Annotated in this window: 20 protein-coding genes; 8 read left to right on the forward strand and 12 right to left on the reverse strand. The window is 74.0% G+C overall.

From position 1 onward, the window contains the following. Window positions 1-23: 23 nt before the first annotated feature. A complete protein-coding gene (locus AB0F77_RS18130; RefSeq protein ID WP_361948952.1) occupies window positions 24-1,106 on the reverse strand; it encodes an aldo/keto reductase in 1,083 nt (360 codons plus the stop codon). Window positions 1,107-1,272: 166 nt separating this feature from the next. Between AB0F77_RS18130 and AB0F77_RS18135 the strand changes: the two genes are divergently transcribed. Next, complete coding sequence (locus AB0F77_RS18135; protein ID WP_361948955.1) at window positions 1,273-2,103, forward strand: pentapeptide repeat-containing protein; 831 nt, start codon at window positions 1,273-1,275, stop codon at window positions 2,101-2,103. A gap of 178 nt (window positions 2,104-2,281) precedes the next feature. Here the strand turns inward: AB0F77_RS18135 and AB0F77_RS18140 are convergent, their stop codons facing one another. Beyond that, entirely contained in the window at window positions 2,282-3,808 is a 1,527-nt protein-coding gene (locus AB0F77_RS18140; protein WP_361948958.1) for a cytochrome P450, read from the reverse strand. A gap of 107 nt (window positions 3,809-3,915) precedes the next feature. Between AB0F77_RS18140 and AB0F77_RS18145 the strand changes: the two genes are divergently transcribed. Together AB0F77_RS18145 and AB0F77_RS18150 are read left to right on the forward strand one after the other, a co-directional pair. Continuing rightward, complete coding sequence (locus AB0F77_RS18145) at window positions 3,916-4,554, forward strand: TetR/AcrR family transcriptional regulator (protein WP_361948961.1); 639 nt, start codon at window positions 3,916-3,918, stop codon at window positions 4,552-4,554. 112 nt (window positions 4,555-4,666) lie between these two features. Then, window positions 4,667-5,392 (forward strand): DUF2470 domain-containing protein, encoded by a 726-nt coding sequence (locus tag AB0F77_RS18150; protein ID WP_361948964.1) that lies wholly within the window; start codon window positions 4,667-4,669, stop codon window positions 5,390-5,392. On the opposite strand, the gene AB0F77_RS18155 is transcribed toward AB0F77_RS18150, so the two are convergent. The 4 genes from AB0F77_RS18155 to AB0F77_RS18170 form a co-directional block, all read right to left on the reverse strand. Further along, complete coding sequence (locus AB0F77_RS18155; protein ID WP_361948967.1) at window positions 5,360-6,565, reverse strand: lactonase family protein; 1,206 nt, start codon at window positions 6,563-6,565, stop codon at window positions 5,360-5,362. The genes AB0F77_RS18150 and AB0F77_RS18155 overlap by 33 nt on opposite strands. Before the next feature lie 138 nt (window positions 6,566-6,703). After that, entirely contained in the window at window positions 6,704-7,759 is a 1,056-nt protein-coding gene (locus tag AB0F77_RS18160; RefSeq protein WP_361948969.1) for a hypothetical protein, read from the reverse strand. A 63-nt stretch (window positions 7,760-7,822) separates the two neighbouring features. Further along, a complete protein-coding gene (locus AB0F77_RS18165; protein ID WP_361948972.1) occupies window positions 7,823-9,076 on the reverse strand; it encodes an aromatic acid exporter family protein in 1,254 nt (417 codons plus the stop codon). A gap of 100 nt (window positions 9,077-9,176) precedes the next feature. Next, the gene (locus AB0F77_RS18170) at window positions 9,177-9,755 is read right to left on the reverse strand and encodes an ABATE domain-containing protein (protein WP_361948975.1); all 579 of its coding nucleotides are present in this window, start codon (window positions 9,753-9,755) and stop codon (window positions 9,177-9,179) included. Window positions 9,756-9,865: 110 nt separating this feature from the next. Here AB0F77_RS18170 and AB0F77_RS18175 point away from each other — a divergent pair, with 110 nt between their 5' ends. Beyond that, a complete protein-coding gene (locus AB0F77_RS18175; protein ID WP_361948978.1) occupies window positions 9,866-10,870 on the forward strand; it encodes a zinc-binding alcohol dehydrogenase family protein in 1,005 nt (334 codons plus the stop codon). A gap of 236 nt (window positions 10,871-11,106) precedes the next feature. Then, on the forward strand, window positions 11,107-12,408 hold the full coding sequence (locus tag AB0F77_RS18180) for an ROK family transcriptional regulator (protein ID WP_361948981.1): 1,302 nt from the start codon (window positions 11,107-11,109) through the stop codon (window positions 12,406-12,408). A 263-nt stretch (window positions 12,409-12,671) separates the two neighbouring features. Here AB0F77_RS18180 and AB0F77_RS18185 read toward each other — a convergent pair whose 3' ends face one another. Beyond that, a complete protein-coding gene (locus tag AB0F77_RS18185) occupies window positions 12,672-13,700 on the reverse strand; it encodes a PHP domain-containing protein (RefSeq protein WP_361948984.1) in 1,029 nt (342 codons plus the stop codon). Between the two features lie 110 nt (window positions 13,701-13,810). On the opposite strand from AB0F77_RS18185, the gene AB0F77_RS18190 reads away from it, so the two are divergent. After that, a complete protein-coding gene (locus tag AB0F77_RS18190) occupies window positions 13,811-14,056 on the forward strand; it encodes a hypothetical protein (RefSeq protein ID WP_361948987.1) in 246 nt (81 codons plus the stop codon). Between the two features lie 45 nt (window positions 14,057-14,101). Here the strand turns inward: AB0F77_RS18190 and AB0F77_RS18195 are convergent, their stop codons facing one another. The 3 genes from AB0F77_RS18195 to AB0F77_RS18205 all read right to left on the reverse strand — a co-directional run bounded on the left by AB0F77_RS18195 (window position 14,102) and on the right by AB0F77_RS18205 (window position 16,912). Beyond that, window positions 14,102-15,334: a family 16 glycosylhydrolase gene (locus AB0F77_RS18195; protein ID WP_361948990.1), complete on the reverse strand. Its 1,233-nt coding sequence runs from the start codon at window positions 15,332-15,334 to the stop codon at window positions 14,102-14,104. Between the two features lie 127 nt (window positions 15,335-15,461). Then, on the reverse strand, window positions 15,462-15,920 hold the full coding sequence (locus tag AB0F77_RS18200) for a VanZ family protein (protein WP_361949383.1): 459 nt from the start codon (window positions 15,918-15,920) through the stop codon (window positions 15,462-15,464). A 329-nt stretch (window positions 15,921-16,249) separates the two neighbouring features. Then, window positions 16,250-16,912, reverse strand: a complete 663-nt coding sequence (locus AB0F77_RS18205) for a DUF4230 domain-containing protein (RefSeq protein WP_361948993.1) — start codon at window positions 16,910-16,912, stop codon at window positions 16,250-16,252. A 174-nt stretch (window positions 16,913-17,086) separates the two neighbouring features. Here AB0F77_RS18205 and AB0F77_RS18210 point away from each other — a divergent pair, with 174 nt between their 5' ends. After that, window positions 17,087-18,049 (forward strand): ribose-phosphate diphosphokinase, encoded by a 963-nt coding sequence (locus AB0F77_RS18210; RefSeq protein WP_361948996.1) that lies wholly within the window; start codon window positions 17,087-17,089, stop codon window positions 18,047-18,049. Between the two features lie 46 nt (window positions 18,050-18,095). Here AB0F77_RS18210 and AB0F77_RS18215 read toward each other — a convergent pair whose 3' ends face one another. Continuing rightward, window positions 18,096-18,488: an anti-sigma factor antagonist gene (locus AB0F77_RS18215; RefSeq protein WP_361948999.1), complete on the reverse strand. Its 393-nt coding sequence runs from the start codon at window positions 18,486-18,488 to the stop codon at window positions 18,096-18,098. 228 nt (window positions 18,489-18,716) lie between these two features. Beyond that, window positions 18,717-19,667 (reverse strand): NADP-dependent oxidoreductase, encoded by a 951-nt coding sequence (locus tag AB0F77_RS18220; RefSeq protein WP_361949002.1) that lies wholly within the window; start codon window positions 19,665-19,667, stop codon window positions 18,717-18,719. A gap of 71 nt (window positions 19,668-19,738) precedes the next feature. Between AB0F77_RS18220 and AB0F77_RS18225 the strand changes: the two genes are divergently transcribed. Further along, the gene (locus AB0F77_RS18225; RefSeq protein ID WP_361949005.1) at window positions 19,739-20,698 is read left to right on the forward strand and encodes a helix-turn-helix domain-containing protein; all 960 of its coding nucleotides are present in this window, start codon (window positions 19,739-19,741) and stop codon (window positions 20,696-20,698) included. Window positions 20,699-20,840: the final 142 nt, after the last annotated feature.

Consider the following 20,840-nt stretch of genomic DNA (forward strand, 5'->3'; position numbering starts at 1 on the left):
TCGGGGAGACCGGGCTGCGGGGTTCAGTAGCGGGCGGTGTACGCCCGGAGCGGCGGGTACACGGCGCTCGGCACGCCGTCCACGGTGGCCCCGGCGTACTTGAGCATGGCGCCGACCTGGCGGTTGAGGTCGTGGGGGAAGTTGAGGACGGGCGCGGACACCTCGTCGAGCGCGGCCCGCTGCGGCTCCGTCAGCCGCACCTCCAGACCGGCCAGGTTGCCCTCCAACTGCTCGACGCTGCGCGGTCCGACGAGGGTGGAGCTGACACCGGGCCGTCCTTGCACCCAGGCCAGCGCCACGGCCGCCGGGCTCGCGCCGGCCTCCTCGGCGACGGAGACCAGGGTCTCGATCACCGCGAACTGGGCGTCGGTGGGCTGCCCGAGGAAGGCCGAGCGCCGGGTGTCGGCCGGGATGTCCCGTCCCTTGCGGTACTTCCCGGACAGATAGCCGCTCTTGAGCGGGCTCCACGGCAGCAGGCCCATCCCGGCGTCCTGGGCCAGCGGGACCAACTCGCCCTCGATGGTCCGCTCCAGCAGCGAGTACTCCATCTGGAGCGCGGTGAGCGGGGTCCAGCCGCGCAGCACGGCCATGGTGTGGGCCTTGGCGGTGAACCAGGCCGGTGTGTCGGAGAAGCCGACGTAGCGGATCTTGCCCGCGGTGACCAGGTCGTCCAGCGTGCGCAGGGTCTCCTCGACGGGCGTGGACCAGTCGTGGTTGTGCAGCCAGTACAGGTCGACGTGGTCGGTGCGCAGCCGGCGCAGCGACTCCTCCAGCTGGCCGATGATCGCCTTGCGGCCCGCGCCGCCGCCGTTGGGGTCGCCGAGGTGCAGGTTGCCGAAGAACTTGGTGGCCAGCACGGTGCGGTCGCGCAGGCCCGGGCGGGCGGCGAAGAAGTCGCCGAGGATCGCCTCCGAGTGGCCGTTGGTGTAGAAGTTCGCGGTGTCGACGAAGTTGCCGCCGCGGTCGAGGTAGGTCTGGAGGATCTTCTCCGACTCCTCGACCCCGCAGCCGAACCCGCCGTCCTCGCCGAAGTTCATCGCGCCGAGGCAGAACGGGCTGACCTTGAGACCGGACCGGCCGAGACCGACGTATGAGTCGAGTGCCATGAAAGTGCTCCGTGGGAGATGCGGGGGAGTTCCTGCCCTTTGATGGAACCACCGTGAACTGCGCGGCCGTTAGAACGATCGCACCGCCTCCTTGCACGATCCTCTCTCCCGCGCCCGGAAGGTAATTCGGTCGGAGAGCCGCGCACCGCACAGTAGGCTGAACGGCATGTCAGATCGGACGACCGGCCCGGCCCCGCTGCGCGGGGACTGCGCCCGGTGCTTCGGGCTGTGCTGTGTCGCCCTGTCCTTCGCCGCCTCCGCCGACTTCCCGCACGACAAGCCCGCCGGCCGGCCCTGTCACAACCTGCGGGACGACCACCGCTGCGGCATCCACACGGACCTGCGGGAGCGGGGCTTTCGCGGCTGCACGGTCTACGACTGCTTCGGTGCCGGCCAGCGGGTCTCGCAGTTCACCTTCGGCGGCCGGGACTGGCGCACCGGACCGGCGGAACGGGCCCACCGGATGTTCGACGCGTTCGCCGTCGTACGGCAGCTCCACGAACTGCTCTGGTACCTCACCGAGGCGCTGGCGCTGCCCGCGGCCCGCCCCCTCCGCGCCGACCTGCGCACCGCCCTGGACACGACCGAACGGCTCGCCCGGCTGCCGGCCGAGGACCTCGCCGCCCTCGACGTCGCCGCGCACCGCCGGGAGGTCGACGTCCTGCTGCTGCGCACCAGCGAGCTGGCGCGGGCCGGGGCGCGCGGGCGGAAGAAGGACCGCCGGGGCGCCGATCTCGTCGGGGCCCGGCTCGGGGGAGCCGACCTGCGCGGGGCGAACCTGCGCGGCGCCTGTCTCATCGCGGCCGATCTGACGGGCGCCGATCTGCGGGGTGCGGACATGATCGGCGCCGACCTGCGCGACACCGACCTCACGGACGCCGATCTGACCGGCGCCTTCTTCCTCACCCAGCCCCAGGTGCAGGCCGCGCGGGGCGGCGCCGGCACCCGGCTGCCGGGGTCACTCGCCCGGCCCGCGCACTGGACGGCGGGCCGCTGACGGAACGTCCTCCCCGGCCGCGGTGGGACCGGCCACGGTGGGACCGGCCGGGCCGGGTTCGGCCGTGGGTGCCGGGGTCACTGGTCCGGCCCGTGCGTTGGACGGCGGGCGGCTGACGGAACATCCTCCCCGGCCGGGGTGGGACCGGCCGGGGTGAGACCGGCTGTGGGTGCCGGGGTCACTGGTCCGGCCTGTGCGTTGGACGGCGGGCGGCTGACGGAATGTCCTGCCCGGCCGCGGAGGGGCCGGCCGCGGGTGCCGGGCGGCGTTCCAGGCCCAGGCGCAGCCCCTCGGGCATCAGCGTCAGCCGTTCGGCGATCCTCAGCCGGTAGGCGGGGTCCGGCAGCAGCTCGTAGCGGCGCAGCAGCAGCCCCAGGACGAGGGTCGCCTCGTGCAGGGCGAACTGGCGGCCGATGCAGGCCCGCGCCCCGGTGCCGAACGGCTTGAAGGTGTGCGCGGGCCGCCCGCGCACGGCCGCGGCGTCGAACCGGTCCGGGTCGAAGTCCTCCGCGTCGGCGCCCCACACCTCGGGGTCGCGGTGCAGCATCGGCGTCAGCACGAGCGCCCAGGCCCCGCGTCGCATCGGGTGCTCACCGGCGAGCACCGTGTCCTGCCGCGCCTCGCGCGAGAAGGCGGGTGCCGTGGGCCACAGCCGCAGCGACTCGTCGAGGACCCGGCGCACGTACCGCAGCCGGGCCACCTGGTCGTAGGCCGGCGCCGGGGTGTCGCCCCACACGCGGTCCACCTCGGCGCGGGCGCGGGCGGCGATCCCGGGGTTCCGGGAGAGGTGGTGGAGGGCGAAGGAGAGCGCGCCGGAGGTGGTCTCGTGCCCGGCGACCAGGAAGGTGATCACCTGGCGCCGTACGTTCCGCGGGGACAGCCGCTCCCCGGTCTCCGGGTGGGCGGTCTCCAGCATCCGGTCGAGCAGGTCCCCGTCCCCGCGGCCGGACTCGCGGCGGGCCCGCACCAGGTCGTCCACGGTGCGGTTGAGGTACGCGATGTCGGCGGCGTTGCGCCGGCCGGCCTCCCGCAGCAGCAGCGGCGCGAGCGGCGCGGGCACGGTGTTGAGGCGCTGGGCGTGGGCCAGCGTGCCGACCATCGCGGTCACGAAGGGGTGCGGGCGGTCGCGCTCGAAGGAGCCGAAGTCGTGCCCGAACCCGGTGCGCGCGATGGTCTCCAGGGTCAGCCTGGTCATGTCGCCGGGCACGTCCACCGTGCGCCCCGCGGCCAGCTCCCGGTCCCAGTGGTCGGTGAGCCGCCCGGCCACCGCGAGCATCATCCCGTGGTAGCCCGCCATCGCCTCGCGGCTGAAGCCGGGGGCGAGGACGTCGTGCGCGAGCTGCCAGTTGGGCTCGTGGCCGTAGGCCGTGAACAGGCCGTCCCCGGCCACCGGCCGCAGGTTGGCGACGCCGAGGCCCACGTGCTTGGCGAAGCGGGAGTCGTCGGCGATGTCCGCCGCGAGCCGGGCGCCCCACACGAACACGAACTCCTTGCCGAACGCCTTGCGCCGGAAGATCGGTCCCAGCCGCCGGGCGAGCCGCAGCGAGTCCTGCACGGGGGTGCGCCGGTCGACCCCGAGGACGTCGCCGAGCAGCGGGACGCGGTGCGGCGGGCGCGGGATGCGGTGCAGTTCGGGCCAGCCCTGCTCGGCGCCGCGGAAGCCCTTCGGCAGTGCGGCCCCGGTGCCGGCGTGGGTCTGCGCCATGACGCGGTCTCCCTCGGTCCTGCGGCGGACGGAGCGTGTTGTACGTGGGTTCAACAGCGTCCCCAGTCTGGTGCCGTTGTTGAACCGACGTCAAGTAAGGTGCGGGCATGGCCGCGGACCCGGGGGAACGCACCCGTCGCAGACTGAGCACCGAGGAGCGCCGGGAGCAACTGCTGTCGGTCGGGGCCCGGCTGTTCTCGGAGAGCCCGTACGACGACGTCCGCATCGAGCGGGTGGCCGGGATCGCGGGTGTCTCGCGCGGCCTGCTGTACCACTACTTCCCGACGAAGCGCGACTTCTTCGCGGCCGTCGTGGAGCGCGAGAGCGAGCGGATGCTGCGGATGACGGCGGGGACGCCGGGCGTCCCGGTGCGCGCGCAGCTCACGGCCGGTCTCGACGCCCATCTGGCCCATGTCGAGGCCCACGCCCACGGCTTCCGCGCCTTCCACCGCGCCGACGCGGCGGGCGACCGGGCGGTGCGCCGGGTCTACCGGCGGGCCCTGGCCGCCCAGGAGCGGCAGATCCTGGCCGCGCTGGCGGCCGACCCGGAGTTCGGCCCGCTGTTCGCCGCCCGCCCGGACGTCCCGCTCGCGGTGCGCGGCTGGCTGGCCTTCACGACCTCGGTGTGCCTGGAGTGGCTGCGCGACCCCTCGCTGACCAGGGACCAGGTGCGGGATCTGTGCGCGCGGGCCCTGCTCGGTGTGCTCACCGAGCCCTCCGGGGGAGGGCCGGCCCCACCCCTTTAGGTCCTGGTCCCACTCCTTCGGGTCCGGCCCGTTCCCGTGTTCGGCGCGTCGGGTGGTTGGCCTGCGCCCGGAACTCCGATAGGTTAGGCAAGCCTAACCTAAGGAGGATCGGATGGGTGACAACCAGGACCGGGCCGCCGTGCCTGGCGCGGCCGAACGGGCGCGGTCGGTGCTCGCCACGACGTGGTCGTGCGCGGTGACGGCCGACGGCGGGCGCGAGGAGTTCGTCGGGGCGCACACCGTGAGCGACGACGGCCGGGTGCTCCTGCACGTGCCCGAGGACAGCGCCCTGCGCACGGCCGCGATCTGCGCCCCGCGCGGCGAGCCGTCCGCCGTGCTGGAGTTCGCCGACGTCGCCCCCGTCCCCGTGCGCGACCGTGTCCGCGCCCGCGTCTGGTGCGCCGGCTGGTTCACCCCCGACGGCGACCGCCTCGCCTTCCGGCCGACCCGGATCGTGCTGCGCCGGGCCTCGGGCGCGAGCGTCGTCGCCGTCGACGCGTTCGCCGCCGCCGCGCCCGATCCGCTCGCCGTCGCCGAGGCCCATCTGCTGACCCACCTCGCCGACGCCCACCCGGACGCCGTCGAACGCCTCACCCGGCTCGTCGACCCCGCGAGCCTGCACGCCGCGGTCCGCGTCCAGCCCCTCGCCGTGGACCGGCACGGACTGACGCTGCGCATCGAACGGGCCCGCACCCACGGCGACGTACGCCTGCCCTTCCACGCGCCCGCCGACGACGTCGCCCAGCTCACCGAGCGCATGCACGTGCTGCTCGCCCGCGCGAGCGCCGCCTCCCGCCCCCGCCCGCTACAGCGGCAGCGCGCAGACGGCGACCGGTGACGGGAACGGCTCACCCGCGAGGCGCAGCCCGCCGCTCGCCGCGTCGACGTGGAAGACGCTCACCGTCCCCGAGCGCTGGTTGGCCGCGAACAGCAGCCTGCCGTCAGGCGAGAACGCGATCTGACGCGGGAAGTCCCCGCCCGCCGGCACCGTGTCCAGCAGCCGCAGCCGGGCGCCGTCCGCCTCGACGGCGTACCGCGTGAGGCTGTTGTGGCCGCGGTTGGCGAGATACGCGTACGCGCCGTCCGCGGTCACCAGGAACTGCGCCGGATAACTCGTCCCCGGCCCGGTCCCCGTCGGCTGCGCCGCCCCGATCGACACCCGCCCCGACGCGGGGTCGTACGCGCAGACCGCGACCGTGTTGTCGACCTCGTTGGCCAGGTACGCGTACCGCCCGCCCGGATGGAACGTCAGATGGCGCGGGCCCGCGCCCGGCCGGGTGTGCGCCTGCGCGACCTCGGTCAGCGTGCCCCGGCCCTCGTCCAGCCGGTACGTGTAGACGGTGTCGGTGCCCAGGTCCACGGCGAGGACGTGCCCGCCGTCCGGACCCGTGACGACCTGGTGCGCGTGCGGCCCCTGCTGCCCGGGTCCCGGCGGGGGAGCCGAGTGCGTGACCAGCGCCGTGCGCTCGCCGAGCGCGCCCGAGGCGTCGATCGGGTGCACGGCCACACTGCCCGAGGTGTAGTTGGCGCTCAGCAGCCAGCGCCCGCCGGGATGCACCGACAGATGGCAGGGACCCGCCCCGCCCGTGCTCCGCGTGCCCAGCACCCGGCGGTCGGACAGCCGCACGGCGGTCACGCCCCCGGCGTCCCGCTCGTCCACCGCGTACAGCGTCCGGCCGTCGGGGTGCGCCGCCAGATACGACGGGTCGGGTACGCCGGTGACGGTCCCGGCGCCGGTGACCACGCCCGAGTCCGGGTCGTACGAGGCCAGCCCGATGCCCTTGCCGCCGCCGTCGGCCGACGTGTACGTGCCGATGTGGAGGGGGCGCGGTCCGGACGGCCGCGCCGGGGCGCCGCGCCGCGCGGGTGCGGGGGCCGGCGCGGGCTCCACGGGCCCGACGTCCGGTGCGGCGGGCGCCGGGACCACCACCACGGCGGCCGTGCCCGCCAGGGCCCCGACGAACCGGCGCCTGCTCCAGCCGCCGCGTTGTGCTTCCGCGTCACTGTCCAATGCCCGCACCTCAGGTAGTCGGCCGCCCCGTCCGTCACCACCTTGGCCCGGCCCGACCTCCACATGCAAGACGGGCAACGGCCGTTGCGGCCGGTGCAACGCACTGGTCCGTGTCCGTCGGGCGCGGGCGCGTTCCGGCTAGTCGCTCCGTTCCCCGTGCTCCTCCGGGGCGCTGTCCCCGCCGTCCTTCAGGGGCTTGACCTGACCGGGCGCCGGCTCCTGCCAGGGGTCCAGGTCGTCGCCCAGCCAGTTGCCCACCGGCTGGACCCGGCCTAGGGCGTCGGCCGGGGCGAGGTCCTCGGCGTCCGCGTCGTAGTAGTCGTACCAGGGCAGCCCCGCCGCGGTGTACGCCGCCCGGTCCACCGGCGACGGCGGGGGCTCCTCGCCCGTGATGCGGCGCCACTCGGGCGGGGTCACCAGATGCACGAACACCTGCCCGGCGGGCCGCCGCGACCAGTCGTCGAGCGGCCGTTCGTCCCGGTACACCTCCTGGCGCATCGAGCCGCCCACACCGAGGCCCATCGCCGCGCGCCCGGCCGGAGCCGCCGCGGCCGGGCGCGCCGCGGGCGCCGCCGCCATCGGCATCGCCGCTCCGAACGCCCCGGCCGGACCGGCGAATCCGCCGCCCGCGCCCGTCCGCCCACGCAGCACCCGCTGCGCGCGCCGCCACTCGGCGAGCGGCCCCTCCTCCAGCGGGAACGTCCGCAACTGCACCCCGCCCCACACCTCCTCGCCCGTGACCTGCCCCTCCACGGTCGCGCCGAGCCCCAGCGGCACCGCCACGAACTGCCGGACCGTCCCCTCGCCCGAGTTGACGCCGTCGAGCCACGGCTGCCTCGGCAGCACCACGTAGTTCTGCGGATCGCGCGCGAGCCGGTCGCTCCACCGCTTCCCGGACACCGCGCACACCCTGCCCACACCGACCTGGAGGGCGGCCGGCTCCGTCGTGCCCGCGAAGCTCAGCCACATCGCCTCGCGCAGATACACCGGCAGCAGCACACCACCGTGCTCACGCCACCGCGCGGGCACCGTGTCCGGGTGATCGGACACCCGGCGCACCGGGAACTCGCCCAGGCCCGGCGGCAGCGGGTGCGTGCCCGTCTCGGGCAGCCGCAGCGTGCGTACGAAGCGCACCGCCACCCCGCCCGGCAGCCGCAGCGTGTTCCCGTCGATCCGCACCGCAGTCCCGCTCATGCCGCGTCCCCTCAGCCCGACGCCCGAGCCCGTTGCCCGCCTCGGTTCTCCGTGCCCGTTCCCTCACGGAAAACGCCCGTCGCCCCCCGTCCGGTTCCGCCACAGCCGCTCCTGGACGCCGACCCGCTCGCGCAGCCAGGCCACCCAGGGCCGCCGTTCCCGCTGGTCGCGCGAGACCCGGTCCAGCTCCTCCAGGAGCCGGTGCGAGCGGTGCTCGGTGTCCAGCTCGTCGAGCATCCGGTTCACCTCGGTCAGCGCGGCGCCGAGCAGCTGCCACTGCCGCGGGTCGCGGTCGGCCTCCTCCCGCAGCAGCAGCGCCAGCTTGTCGCGCGTGCCGGCCGCCGTGTGCAGCTCGGCGGCGAGCCGGGCCTCCGCGGACTCGGCGCTCACGCTCAGATCGGTGGTCACCAGCACCGAGAAGCTGACCACCGCGTCGGCGATCTCCGACAGCAGGCGTTCCAGCGTGGCGCCCGCCTCCCGGGAGAACAGCGGCTCCGGGTCGCGGGCCTTGGCCAGGTCGGTGAACGTACGGGCGAGCACGCGCAGCACGACCGTGCAGATCTCCAGCGTGTCGAGACCGGTCCGCAGCACCACCCGGTTCAGCAGGCCCTCCCGCACGCGCGGGTTGAGCCGCAGGCTGTCCTCGGCCTGGCGCAGGTCCGCGTCCACCTCGACGATGTCGTGGTCGAGGCGCCGTGCCTCGTGCAGCCGCTCGGCCGCCAGCTCCCACGGGGTGCGCCCGCCCGCCTCCTCGCCGAGCCGCAGCATCAGCTGCCGCACCCGGCGGGCCAGCCCCTCGATGGACCGGCCGGCCTCGCCGACCCAGACCGGGGGAGCGAGCAGCAGATTGCAGCCGAGGCCGACGACCGCGCCGATGAGCGTCTCCACCACCCGGGCCCAGGCGGTGTTGCCGACGGTGGTGACCCCGAGCACCAGCATGGCGCTGATCGCCACCTCGGGCACGTACTCCTCGACGCGCACCAGCCGTCCCACGGCCAGCGAGGCCACGATCAGCAGGGCCAGGCTCCACCAGGTCAGACCCACCAGCAGGCTGAAGGCGATGGCGACGAGCACACCGGCCACCACCGCGTTCACCCGGCGGACGCCGTTGGTGAGCGTGGCGTACAGGGTGACCTGGACGACGAGCAGGGCGGTCAGGGGAGCGGTCAGCGGGGCGGGCTCCGGACTCAGCCGCAGCGCGATGACATAGGCGAGCGTCGCGGCCACGGCGGAGCGCACGGTCTGGACGGCGACGGGGTCCCGGTGCCGTCCCGCGACCCGCCGCAGCCCCTCGGTCCACCTGCGTACCTCTGGCATCCCTTGCCTGTTCCCCGTCGTCAGGTGGGTCGAACGTGCCCGTCACGGACGGGCGATCACGGCGGACGGGCGGGCCGGGGCCCCGGTCGGGACGGCGTGATCAGCGTGCGCCGGCCGCGCGGCCGCGGGAGCGGTAGCCCGCCACCTTCGCCAGGTTGCCGCAGCGCTCCATCGAGCACCAGCGGCGGCGCCGTGCCTGGGAGTCGTCCAGGAACAGCAGCGAGCACTCCGGGTTGCCGCACTCCTTGACCCGCTCCAGCAGCGGCCCGCCCACGAGCAGGACCGCGTCACGGGCCACGGTCGCGAGGGCGGCGCGGGCGGGGTCCCGGGCGCTCCAGCGTGCCGCGCCGAGCTGGGGCGCGAGATCGGGCCGGGCCGCCGCCGCGTTCACCCGCGCCACGTCCGCCGCGTCCGGCTCCCCACCGGCCATCGCGGTCCGTACGACGCGGTGGACGGCCTCGCGCAGCCCCCGGGCCTCGGCCAGCTCGCGCGCGGTGACCTCGGTGGGGGTGTCGCCCGGGGCGAGCTCCGCCTCGGCGAACCAGCGGGAGAGCGCGGCGGGGTCCGGCAGCCGCTCCACGGGGTCGGTGTGCCGCTTGCCGAGCGTGGCGACGAAGTCCAGACAGGGGCGGCCGCCGAGGAACGGGAACGCGAGCGCCGGATCGGATGCGGAGGTCATGCCGGCCAGCCTAGCGCTTGACACCGGTTGATGCGGTGTCGGAGGCTGACACCGGTTGAACCGGTGTCACAGCTCATGGCGCCGGAGGTCCCGAGCGAGGACGGAACGGCATGCGTGCGATACGGATCGAGGAGTTCGGCGGACCCGAGGTGCTGGTGGAGGTGGAGGTGCCCGACCCGGTGCCCGGCCCCGGGCAGGTGCTGGTGCGGGTCGCGGCGGCGGCCGTGAACCGGGCGGACGCCCTGATCAGGTCCGGCGTCTACCATCGGGCCCCGCGCCCGCCGCTGATCCCGGGCCTGGAGGGCGCCGGGGTCGTGGCGGCCGTGGGAGAGGGGGTGACGGGGCTCGCCGCCGGACAGCGCGTCCTGGCCCTCGACGGCGCGGGCGCCCCGGGTTTCTACGCCGAACTGGCCGTCGTCCCGGCCACCCAGGTGGTCGCACTGCCCGACGCGGTGGACTCGGCGCAGGCGGCCGCGCTGCCCGTGGCCTGGCTCTCCGCCTGGTACTGCCTGCGGCGTCTCGCGAAGGCCGGCAAGGGGGACACGGTCGTGGTGAAGGCCGCCGCCAGCGGGGTCGGCAGCGCCGCCGTGCAGATCGCCGCGGAGGCCGGCGCCCGTGTGATCGCCCTGGCCGGATCGGCCGAGAAGGCCGACTGGGCGGGCGGGTTCGGGGCGAGCGACACCCTCGACACCTCACGGTTCCCGGAGGAGGCCGAGGTCGAGGAGGTGCTGCGGCTGACCGGTGGACGCGGGGCGGACGTCGTCCTGGACACCGTCGGCGGCCGGTCCTTCGCGCGCAGCCTGCGCGAGACCGCGTACGGCGCGCGGGTCGTCTCCCTCGCCAACGTCGCGCTGGAGCCCAGCACCGTCGACACCCGCGACTTCTACCCGAAGAACGTGGCCATCCACGGCTTCCAGCTCACCAACCTCCAGGTCCACGGCTACGACCCGCGCGCCGACCTGCGCGAACTGGCCGAGGGGGTGGCCGCGGGCACCTACCGGGTGCCGATCGAGACGGTCCTCCCCCTGGACCGGGCCCGCACCGCCCACGAACGACTGGCGGACCGCGCCAACCGGGGCAAGATCGTCCTCGCGGTCGACAGCACGCTCCCGTAGGCGCGTCGAGCGCGACGCCCCGGCCTCCGAGTCCACCGGACGGCCGGGGAGTTGTACGCCCCGCGGACCTCCGGGGCCCGGAGTGTGCCGAGTTGGGCGCCCGGTCGTCGAACGCGTCCCGCCCACCCCGCGGACGCTCCTCTTTGCTCACAGCGTGAACTAAGGGTTGGAGGATCTCGCGCCCGCCCGGCACCCGGGGGTATGTTGCAGGTCGTGCAGGGTTCGAAGGGAGCCACATGGCGGGGCGGAACGGGCGCACGGTACGCGACCTCAGACGAGGCAACCGCACGGCCGTGCTGCAACGGCTGTACTTCGACGGGCCTCTCAGCCGTTTCGAACTGGGCCCGGCGACCGGCCTGAGCTCGGGTTCGGTCAGCAACGTCGTCGCGGACCTGATCGCCGACGGCCTGGTCGAGGAGGCCGGCAGCGTCGACTCCGACGGCGGACGCCCCCGGACCCTGCTGCGCGTCGCCCCCGACAGCGGCCACATGATCGGCGTCGACGTCGGCGAAACCCGCGTCCGCGTCGAGCTGTTCGACCTCACCCTCACCGAACTCGCCCGCGTCGAACGCCCGCTGGCCCCGCAGAGCTACGACGTGGACGTCATCGTCGGCCACATCCGCGACGGCGTCGCCGAGGTGCTGCGCGCCGCCGGGATCGACGCCGGGCGGCTGCTCGGCGTCGGCGTCGGCGTGCCCGGCATAGTGGAACGCACCCCCGACCGGGGCGCCGTGGTGCACGGCCAGACCATCGCCTGGGACGCCGTCCCGCTGGAGGCACTGCTCCGCTCCGGCACCCAACTGCCGGACAGCGTGCCGTACTTCATCGACAACGGCGCCAAGACCCTCGGCCAGGCCGAGATGTGGTTCGGCGCGGGGCGCGGCGCCCGCAACGCCGTGGTGGTCCTCTTCGGCTCCGGCGTCGGCGCCTGCCTGGTCACACCCGAGGTCGAGCACGGCAGGGCCGTCGAGTGGGGGCACCTGACGGTACGGGTCAGGGGGCGCCGCTGCCGCTGCGGCGCGCTCGGCTGTCTGGAGGCGTACGCGGGAGCCGAGTCGCTGCTGTCGCGCTGGCGCGAGGAGGGCGGACGGCAGCCCGAGGACCCCGGGGGCAGCGACGAGGAGACCTCGCTGACCGCGATGCTGGCCGCCGCCTACCCGCCCGAGGGCACCGAGCCCGACCCGGTGGCGCTCGCCGTCCTGGAGGAGACCGCCGAGTACCTGGGCGCCGGGCTCTCCGACCTGATCAACCTCTTCCAGCCCGAGCGCATCCTGATCGGCGGCTGGGCCGGACTCCAGCTCGGCGCCCGGTTCCTGCCCGCCGTGCGCCGCCACGCGACGACGTACGCGCTGCGCCACCCGGCCGAGAAGGTCACCATCGACCTCGGCCGGCTCGGTCCGGACGCGGTCACCGTCGGCGCCGCGATCCTGCCCCTCGCGGACTTCTTCGCCCGCGGCGGCCGGCGCGCCGAACCGGCCGCACAGGACCACCGCCTCCCGGCCTGGCGCACGGCCCTGGAGGAACGCGCCCCGCACTGACCGCCGCCCGCCGCGGGCGGACAGGGGACGGACAAGGGGAAAGCCCCGACCGCGACGGGGGAATCACGGCCGGGGCGGCCAAACGGTGGGCGCGCATGGCGGTCGCCTCGCGGCGAAAGGCTCCACAGGGCTTCAGCCGAACGATCGTCCCTGTGGGCAGAGGTGAGGCCCGGGGACACTGTCCCATCCGCACCCACGGTCTGGTCAACGGGTGACGCCCCCCGCGTGTTCCCGCCCCCTGCGCGGTCAACCGGTGACGTGCGTCACCCCTGCGGAGTACGTCCGTGCCGCGTCCAGTCCAGCAGCTCCGGCGCGGACCAGGTGGTCACCACCCGCTCGGCCGGCACCCCGCACTCCTCGGCCCGGGCACAGCCCAGGACCTGCCAGTCCAGCTGGCCCGGGGCGTGGGCGTCGGTGTCCACCGCGAACAGCACGCCCGCCGCGACGGCCCGGCGCAGCAGCCCCATGGGCGGGTCGAGCCGCTCCGGACGGCTGTTGATCTCCACGGCCGTGCCCGCCTCGGCACAGGCGGCGAACACCGCGTCCGCGTCGAACTCCGACTCCGGCCGCTTCTTCCCGTCGCCGATCAGCCGTCCGGTGCAGTGCCCGAGGACGTCCGCGTGCGGATCGCGGACGGCGGCCACCATCCGGCGGGTCATCGCGCGGGCGTCCATCCGCAGCTTGGAGTGCACGGACACCACGACCAGGTCGAGCCGCGCCAGCAGCTCCGGCTCCTGGTCGAGCGAGCCGTCCTCCAGGATGTCGCACTCGATGCCGGTGAGCAGCCGGAACGGCGCCACGTCCGCGTTCAGCCGGGCGACCGTGTCCAGCTGCTCGCGCAGCCGCTGCGGGGACAGCCCGCGGGCCACGGTCAGCCGGGGCGAGTGGTCCGTGAGCACCGCCCACTCGTGGCCCAGCCCGGCCGCCGCACGGGCCATCTCCTCGATCGGGCTGCCGCCGTCGGACCAGTCGGAGTGCAGATGGCAGTCCCCGCGGATCAGCCTCCGCAGCCGCTGCCCGCCCTCGGCGAGCGGGCCGCCCACCTCCTCCTCCAGGGTCCGCAGATACTCCGGCACCCGCCCGGCCAGCGCCTCTTGGGCCACCCGCGCGGTCTTCGGGCCGACGCCCCCGAGGGACTCCAGCGTGCCGGCGGCGGCGCGCTCGGCGACCTCGCCCGCGGGCAGGCCGCCGAGGACCCGGGCGGCCGTGCGGAAGGCGCGGACGCGATAGGTGGGGGCCAGGGACCGCTCCAGCAGGAAGGCGATCCGCTCCAGTGCCTCGACGGGGTCCATCGCCACCTCCACCCCCAGGGTTGCCCAGGCCCGGCCGCACCGCACGACGGCCCGGCAGGCGGAGTGACGTGGGTCACTCACTTCGGACGGCGGCGTTCTACGCTCTATGCATGACCGAAATAGCTAGCCCGCACATCTCACAGCCGCGGATCCTGGTGCTCGGGGTCATGCAGGGCGCTCCGGGGAGTCCGCCCTTCCGCATCGTGGAGATCGACGGCGAGGTGGTCGCCCAGGCCCGGGCGGTGACCGAGGTGCTGGAGGTCTGCGCGATCTTCGGCATCACCGTCCACGACCTCGACGACCCGGAGGTCGTCCGCTGGGTCGGCGGCGACAAGTTCACCTGGGTGGTGCGCTGAGGGCCCGCCCGGCGTGCGCCGGACGGGCCCCGGCCCGTGGGAGCGTCAGCCGACCGTCCACTTCTGGTTGGCCGTGCCCGTGCAGGTCCAGATCTGCAGCCGCGTCGCGTTGGCGGAGTTGTTGCCCGTGACGTCCAGGCACTTGTTGGCCTGGATGTTCACGATGTCGTGGGCCGCGGAGACCGCCCACTTCTGGTTGGCCCCGCCCGTGCAGTCCCACAGCTGGACCGTGGAGCCGTCGGCGGTGCCGTTGCCGGTCACGTCCAGGCACTTGCCGAGCGCGCGGATCGTGCCGTCCGAGCCGACCGTCCACTGCTGGGCGCCGGATCCGTTGCAGTCGTAGAGCTGCACGGGGGTGCCGTTGGCCGCGCTGGCCCCCGCGACGTCCACGCACTTGCCGGCGAGGCCCCGGATCGGGGAGCCGGACGCCGAGCTGCCGGTGGTCACCGACACCGAGTCCACCACGAGCTGCTGCGGGAACTGGGTCGAGCCGTCCGGGTCGCCCGGCCAGTAGCCGCCGACCGCCAGGTTCAGGATCAGGAAGAACGGCTTGTTGAACACCCATGTCCGGCCGCCCAGGTCGGCCGGGGTGCGCCGCTGGTAGACGTTGCCGTCCACCGACCAGGTGATCGAGTCGGGCGCCCAGTCGACGGCGAAGGTGTGGAAGGCGTCCGCGAACGCCTGGCCGCCCGGCAGCGAGTAGCCCGCGCCGATGCCGCCCGAGCCGGAGTAGCCGGGGCCGTGGATGGTGCCGTGGACCGTGTTGGGCTCGAAACCGACGTTCTCCATGATGTCGATCTCGCCGGAGTCCGGCCAGTTGACCGGCGTGCCCAGCATCCAGAACGCCGGCCACATGCCCTGCCCGCGAGGCACCTTCATCCGGGCCTCGACGTGCCCGTACTGCGCGTTGAACTTGCCCGAGGTGTTGAGCCGGGCCGAGGTGTACTGGCAGGTCCCGTACCAGCACTGGTAGTTGGACGGGTTCTCCCGGCGGGCCGTGATGACCAGATGGCCCTGGCCGTCCAGCGCGGCGTTCTTGTTGCCCGAGGTGTAGTACTGCCGCTCGTGGTTGTTGACGTTGTCGCCGGTCTCGATCTGCCACTTCGACGAGTCGACCGCGGAACCGGCCGCCCCGTCGAAGTTGTCGGAGAACGTCACCGCCGCGGCCCCAGCCGCGACGGAACTGTCCGCCTGGGCCGGGCCGATGGCGGCGGACGCGACGAGCGCGGCCGACATGGCGGCGAAGAGACATCTGCGCAGAAAGCGTGGGGAGGCCACGGACTTCCCTTCCGTACGGCGGCCCCGACGCGGGAGCGCCGACTGTGGTGGGGGGTGAAGGCGTCGCCTCTTGATTTAAGGAGTGAGCTAAGGGCCCGTCAATACTCTGGTACAGACCACTAGGTGTTTATCGCCGCTTCCGCTTCCCCTTGTGCACCACACGTCCGAAACGCCGCCCCAGGAGGAGGTAACCCACCAGCGCGCCCGAGGTGTTGAGGATGACGTCGTCCACGTCGAAGGCCCGCCCGGTGACCAGCGCGCCCTGCGCCAGCTCCACCAGCAGCATCACGGCCGCCGTGAGGAAGAGCACCCACAGCACCCCGCGCGCCCGCGGCGCGAGCACCGGCACCAGGATGCCGAACGGGATGCCCAGCACCACGTTCCCGCCGATCTGCTTGACGGCGTCGCGCAGTTCGGGCTGGTCCAGGTACGCCTTCAGGGAGCGGCCGGGGTGGAGGTTGGTGTGGGTGAGCGCCACCGACGCCGGGGAGGGCTGCAGCGTGAGCCGGGCCAGGACCACGGCGAACGCCACCATGAACACGAAGGCGCACAGCATCGCCAGCAGCCGCACCGGCAGCGGGAGCACCCGCCGTTCGGGCTCGGCGGGGCGCGGTGCCGCCCGTTCGGCGGCGGGCCGGGAACGGCGCGTCCAGGGCAGCAGTCCGGTGCGGGAACTCGCCGCCTTCTTCCCGGACTTGGTGCCCTTGGCGCTCCGCGAAGACCCGGTCGTGCGGCTCGCCCTGCCGGTCTTGGCGGAGCGGCCGATCCCGGCGGCTCGCAGTAGTGAAATGGTGCGCAGGTGTGGGGCGCTGCCGGCCATCTCGTTCGGTCCTCCCTGTCGTGTTGTCGTCCCCGTGATGGCGCGGTTACCCGCGAAGCGGCGGCGGATGCACCGCCGCGGCGCGGGACCGGCCGTCATGAGCCGTACGAGACGTGCACCTCCTTGAAGCCCAGGGAGCGCAGCAGGCCCTGGAGCATGTCGGTGGTGTTGCTCTCCGCACGGGTGGTCAGCCCGCTGTCCTTCGCCGCGTCCCCGATGTGCCGCACGGCCAGCTTCTGCACGGCCTGCTCGCTGTTGGGATTGTCCGAGAACAGGTCCCCGAGCCGGTCGAGCAGACCACGCTGCTTGGACACGGCGTACGAGTGGGCGGGGTCCAGCGCGGGCGAGCCGAGCCGCGCGTGCGGCAGCCGCAGCGTGGCCGAGGTGCGGTCGGCGTTCAGCGTCACGTCGTCCTCCCCGACCTGGCCGAGGTCGACGTACGCGTCGACGGTGCCGGCGCCGACGTACAGCGTGCGCGTGCCGCGGAGTGCGTCCGGCAGGTACTTCGTGTCCTTCTCCAGGTCCACGACGACCTGGAAGTTGCCGGACGCGGCGTCGTAACGGCTCATGTCCTGGATGGACTTGAGCAGCGCGGGGCCGGTGCGGTCCTGGGTCTCGGTGCCGAACAGGTCCTTGATGCCGGGCAGTACGGCCAGCTTGATGCCGGCGAACAGCACGACGAGCACCACCACGAAGGCGCTCAGCACCTTCGCCCAGCCGGGCATGCGCGTGGGCAGTCGCCCGAGGGTAGACGTCATGGGGACGGCCCTCCTTTCTGCCTAGCGAATGCCCATCCGACGACCGCGCCAGACACGTTCGCCGAAGGAAGATCGCGCGGGATCGGGAGGGCCGCCGCAGCCGTTCCGCGGTGAGGCGCGCGGGGCGTCGGTAGCATGAGCCGCAGCCCGTGATGATCATGCGAGGAGCGGATCGTGCGAGACATCGCCGTCTTCAGCGGCAGCGCCCACCCGGAGCTGGCCCAGGAGGTGTGCGCCCACCTCGGCGTGCCCCTCAGCCCCACCCGTGTCAGCCGGTTCGCCAACGACTGTCTGGAGGTGCAGCTCCAGGCCAACTGCCGGGAACGGGACGTGTTCCTGATCCAGCCGCTGGTCAGGCCCGTGCAGGAGCACCTCGTCGAGCTGCTGATGATGTGCGACGCGGCGCGCGGCGCCTCCGCGGCCCGGATCACGGTGGTCATGCCGCACTACTCCTACGCCCGCTCCGACAAGAAGGACGCGCCCCGCATCTCGCTGGGCGGCCGGCTGGTGGCGGACCTGATGGTGGCCGCCGGCGCGAGCCGGGTCCTCGCGATGACCCTGCACGCGCCGCAGGTGCACGGCTTCTTCTCCGTGCCCGTGGACCATCTGCACGCGCTGCGCGAACTCGCCGCGCACTTCCGGCAGTACGACCTCAGCCGCACCACCGTGGTCTCGCCGGACCTCGGCAACGCCAAGGAGGCGGCGGCCTTCGCCCGGATGATCGGGGCGCAGGTGGCCGCCGGCGCGAAGCAGCGTTTCGCCGACGACCGGGTGATCATCAGCTCGGTGATCGGCGACGTGGCCGGGCGGGACCTCATCGTGCTGGACGACGAGATCGCCAAGGGCAGCACGGTGCTCGAACTCCTGGACCGGCTGCGGGAGTCGGGGCCGCGCTCGATCCGGGTGGCGTGCACCCACGGGCTGTTCGCGGGGGGTGCGCTCGGACGGCTGAGCGCCCAGCCGGACGTGCTGGAGATCGTGTGCACCAACACGGTTCCGGTCCCGGCCGAGGCACACGAGGAGTACAAGGAGAAGCTGCGGGTGCTGTCCATCGCGCCGGCGCTGGCCGAGGCCGTGCGCCGCATCCACAACGGCGAGTCGGTCAGCGCGCTGTTCGACTCGCCGCGCGGGGAGTAGGGGCCCGCCGGTCGCACCGGGCCCGCGGTCGCACCGGGCGTGCCGGTCACACCGTGCCGGACGTGGCCTCCGGCTGGTTCAGGGCCGCGTCCAGGCTCGGCAGCGGCGGCAGCAGCCGGGACAGACCGGTGACCCGGAAGACGCGCAGGGTCAGCGGGTGGGTGCACACGACCTGGAGCTGTCCGCCGCGGTCGAGCACCCGGCTGCGGGCGCGGTACATCAGCCGCAGCCCCGAGCAGTCGAAGAACTCGATGCGCCGCAGGTCGATCACGACCCGGGCGCCGGGCCGGTCCGTGACCCGGTCCAGATGCGGCCCGACCTCGGCCGCCGTGGCGATGTCGATCTCACCCCGCAGTTCCACCACCGTGTACCCGCGGTCCTCGTGGACGCGCAGGTGCCGGGGGAGCGGCGCGGGCTCGTGACGCGCTTCCTGGCGCACGACGACATCACCTCCACCCACTACCGGTAAGTCCGTACCCCGCCCAAGCAAGTTACCCTCGATAGAGGGAATTTGAGCATGTTCGATTGACATATGTCTTCGGGTTTGGGGCGCAACTTTTTGTGGATTGCGTGACGGTGGGGTGTCGAAGTCGCCGGGGAAGCCCGTGAGTTGGCACGGGGCCGGCCCGATCACCCCGATCGGTCCGGCCCCCGTCCCGGTGGTGCGTCAGTCGGCCAGCAGGACCAACTTGCCCGTGGTACGGCCCGTTTCGCCCAGCTCGTGCGCCTTGGCCGCCTCGGACAGCGGGAAGGTGCCCGCGATCGTCGGACGCAGCCTGCCGGACTCCGCCAGCTCGGCGATCGCCGTCATTCCGGCCCGGTCGGCGTCCACCAGCATGCGCACCGCCCGTACGCCCAGCCGCTCGGCCTCGGCGGGGAACTCCTCCGAGCCCCTCGGCAGGATCGACACCACGATCCCGCCCGGCCGCACCACGCGGAGCGAGCGGACGGCGGTGTCGCCGCCGATGGTGTCGAGCACCACGTCCACGTCCCGCACCGCCTCGGTGAAGTCCGCGGTGCGGTAGTCGACCGTCTCGTCCACGCCGATCCCGCGCAGGAAGTCGTGCTTGCCCGCGCTCGCCGTGCCGATCACATACGCCCCGCGCGCCTTGGCGATCTGTACGGCCACGTGGCCGACGCCGCCGGCCGCCGCGTGCACCAGGACCCGCTGTCCCTCGCGCAGCCCGGCCGTCTCCACCAGCGCCTGCCACGCGGTCAGCGACACCAGCGGCAGCGCGCCCGCCAGGGTGTGGTCGAGCGAGGCCGGCTTGTGGACCAGGGCGCGCACCGGCGCGAGGACGTACTCGGCGTGTGAGCCGTGGCCGTAGGGGTAGGGCAGCATGCCGAAGACCTCGTCCCCGGGGTGGAAGGCGGCCACGCCGACGCCGACCGCCTCGACCACGCCGGACACGTCCCAGCCGAGCACGAACGGGGGCCGGCCGAGGAAGCCGCCGGTCGCCCGGTGCTTCCAGTCGGTGGGGTTGACCCCGGCGGCCCGCATCCGGACCAGGACCTGGTTGGCGCCCGGCTCGGGGCGTTCCGCCTCCGCCGTCCGCAGCACCTCGGGGCCGCCGAGGACGTCCTGTGTGATGACGCGCATCGTGTTCACATCGTTCATGGTCGTCCAGCCTGCCCGGGCCCGCACCCCCGGTAAATGGCACGAATGCCAAGCTTCGCTAGGATCGTGCCATGCGTGAGGAACACCGGGCCGAACGGGTGGCCGTCCTGGCCCTCGACGGCGTCTACCCCTTCGAGCTGGGCATCCCCAGCCGCATCCTCGGTGCGGCGGAGGGGCGGTACGAGGTGCTGACCTGCACCGTCGACGGAGAGCCGGTGCGCACCTGCGCCGACTTCTCGATCACCGTCGACCACGGGCCGGAGATCCTGGCCACCGCCGGTACGGTGGTGATCGTCTCCGTCGAGCCGTCGTACATCCCGGCGCGGCTGCCCGACGGGGTCGCCGCGGCGCTCGGCACGATCCGCCCGGACGCGCGGATCGTGTCCATCTGCACGGGGGCGTTCGTGCTGGCGGCGGCCGGGCTGCTCGACGGGCGCCCCGCCACCACGCACTGGCAGCTGGCCGAGCGGTTCCGGCGGGAGTACCCGCACGTCGATCTCGACCCGGACGTGCTGTTCGTGGACGACGGCCGCGTGCTCACCTCGGCCGGGGCCGCCTCCGGTGTGGACGTGTGCCTGCACCTGGTGCGCACCGACCACGGCAGCGAACTGGCCAACCGGGTCGCCCGCCGCTGTGTCGTACCGCCCTTCCGGGAGGGCGGGCAGGCCCAGTACATCGAGCGGCCGTTCCCGCCCGGCGGTACGTCGGGCACCGCCGCGACCCGGGCCTGGGCGCTGGAGCACCTGGGTGAACCGCTCACCCTGGCCGACCTCGCCGAGCACGCCCGGATGAGCCGGCGCACCTTCGTCCGCCGCTTCGGCGACGAGACCGGGCTCAGTCCCGGCCGCTGGCTCATCCAGCAGCGGGTCGCCCGCGCCCGGCACCTCCTGGAGTCCAGCGACCTGTCCGTCGACCGCATCGCGACCCAGGTCGGCTTCGCCACGGGCGCGTCCCTGCGCCAGCACCTCCACGCGGCGATCGGAGTCTCCCCCCAGACCTACCGCCGCACCTTCCGAACGACAGCCCACTGACGGGCCCTGCCGGGGACTTCGGCCGGGCCGACGGAAAGCGACGACGCGAAGCCGTCACGTCCCACCGGCACCCACCCGCACACCGGCCCCGCCTCCGACGCGGCACGCCCGTCCCGGCGCGGGCCTCGTCGCCGCCTTGCCC

It is taken from the genome of Streptomyces sp. NPDC026672, assembly GCF_040638185.1.
GTDB lineage: Bacteria > Actinomycetota > Actinomycetes > Streptomycetales > Streptomycetaceae > Streptomyces.

Coding starts and splice junctions, on each gene's coding strand:
- AB0F77_RS18130 (WP_361948952.1), bottom strand. CDS start 1,106: ATGGCACTCGACTCATACGTCGGTCTCGGCCGGTCCGGTCTCAAGGTC.
- AB0F77_RS18135 (WP_361948955.1), top strand. CDS start 1,273: ATGTCAGATCGGACGACCGGCCCGGCCCCGCTGCGCGGGGACTGCGCC.
- AB0F77_RS18140 (WP_361948958.1), bottom strand. CDS start 3,808: ATGGCGCAGACCCACGCCGGCACCGGGGCCGCACTGCCGAAGGGCTTC.
- AB0F77_RS18145 (WP_361948961.1), top strand. CDS start 3,916: ATGGCCGCGGACCCGGGGGAACGCACCCGTCGCAGACTGAGCACCGAG.
- AB0F77_RS18150 (WP_361948964.1), top strand. CDS start 4,667: ATGGGTGACAACCAGGACCGGGCCGCCGTGCCTGGCGCGGCCGAACGG.
- AB0F77_RS18160 (WP_361948969.1), bottom strand. CDS start 7,759: ATGAGCGGGACTGCGGTGCGGATCGACGGGAACACGCTGCGGCTGCCG.
- AB0F77_RS18165 (WP_361948972.1), bottom strand. CDS start 9,076: ATGCCAGAGGTACGCAGGTGGACCGAGGGGCTGCGGCGGGTCGCGGGA.
- AB0F77_RS18170 (WP_361948975.1), bottom strand. CDS start 9,755: ATGACCTCCGCATCCGATCCGGCGCTCGCGTTCCCGTTCCTCGGCGGC.
- AB0F77_RS18175 (WP_361948978.1), top strand. CDS start 9,866: ATGCGTGCGATACGGATCGAGGAGTTCGGCGGACCCGAGGTGCTGGTG.
- AB0F77_RS18180 (WP_361948981.1), top strand. CDS start 11,107: ATGGCGGGGCGGAACGGGCGCACGGTACGCGACCTCAGACGAGGCAAC.
- AB0F77_RS18185 (WP_361948984.1), bottom strand. CDS start 13,700: ATGGACCCCGTCGAGGCACTGGAGCGGATCGCCTTCCTGCTGGAGCGG.
- AB0F77_RS18190 (WP_361948987.1), top strand. CDS start 13,811: ATGACCGAAATAGCTAGCCCGCACATCTCACAGCCGCGGATCCTGGTG.
- AB0F77_RS18205 (WP_361948993.1), bottom strand. CDS start 16,912: ATGACGTCTACCCTCGGGCGACTGCCCACGCGCATGCCCGGCTGGGCG.
- AB0F77_RS18220 (WP_361949002.1), bottom strand. CDS start 19,667: ATGAACGATGTGAACACGATGCGCGTCATCACACAGGACGTCCTCGGC.
- AB0F77_RS18225 (WP_361949005.1), top strand. CDS start 19,739: ATGCGTGAGGAACACCGGGCCGAACGGGTGGCCGTCCTGGCCCTCGAC.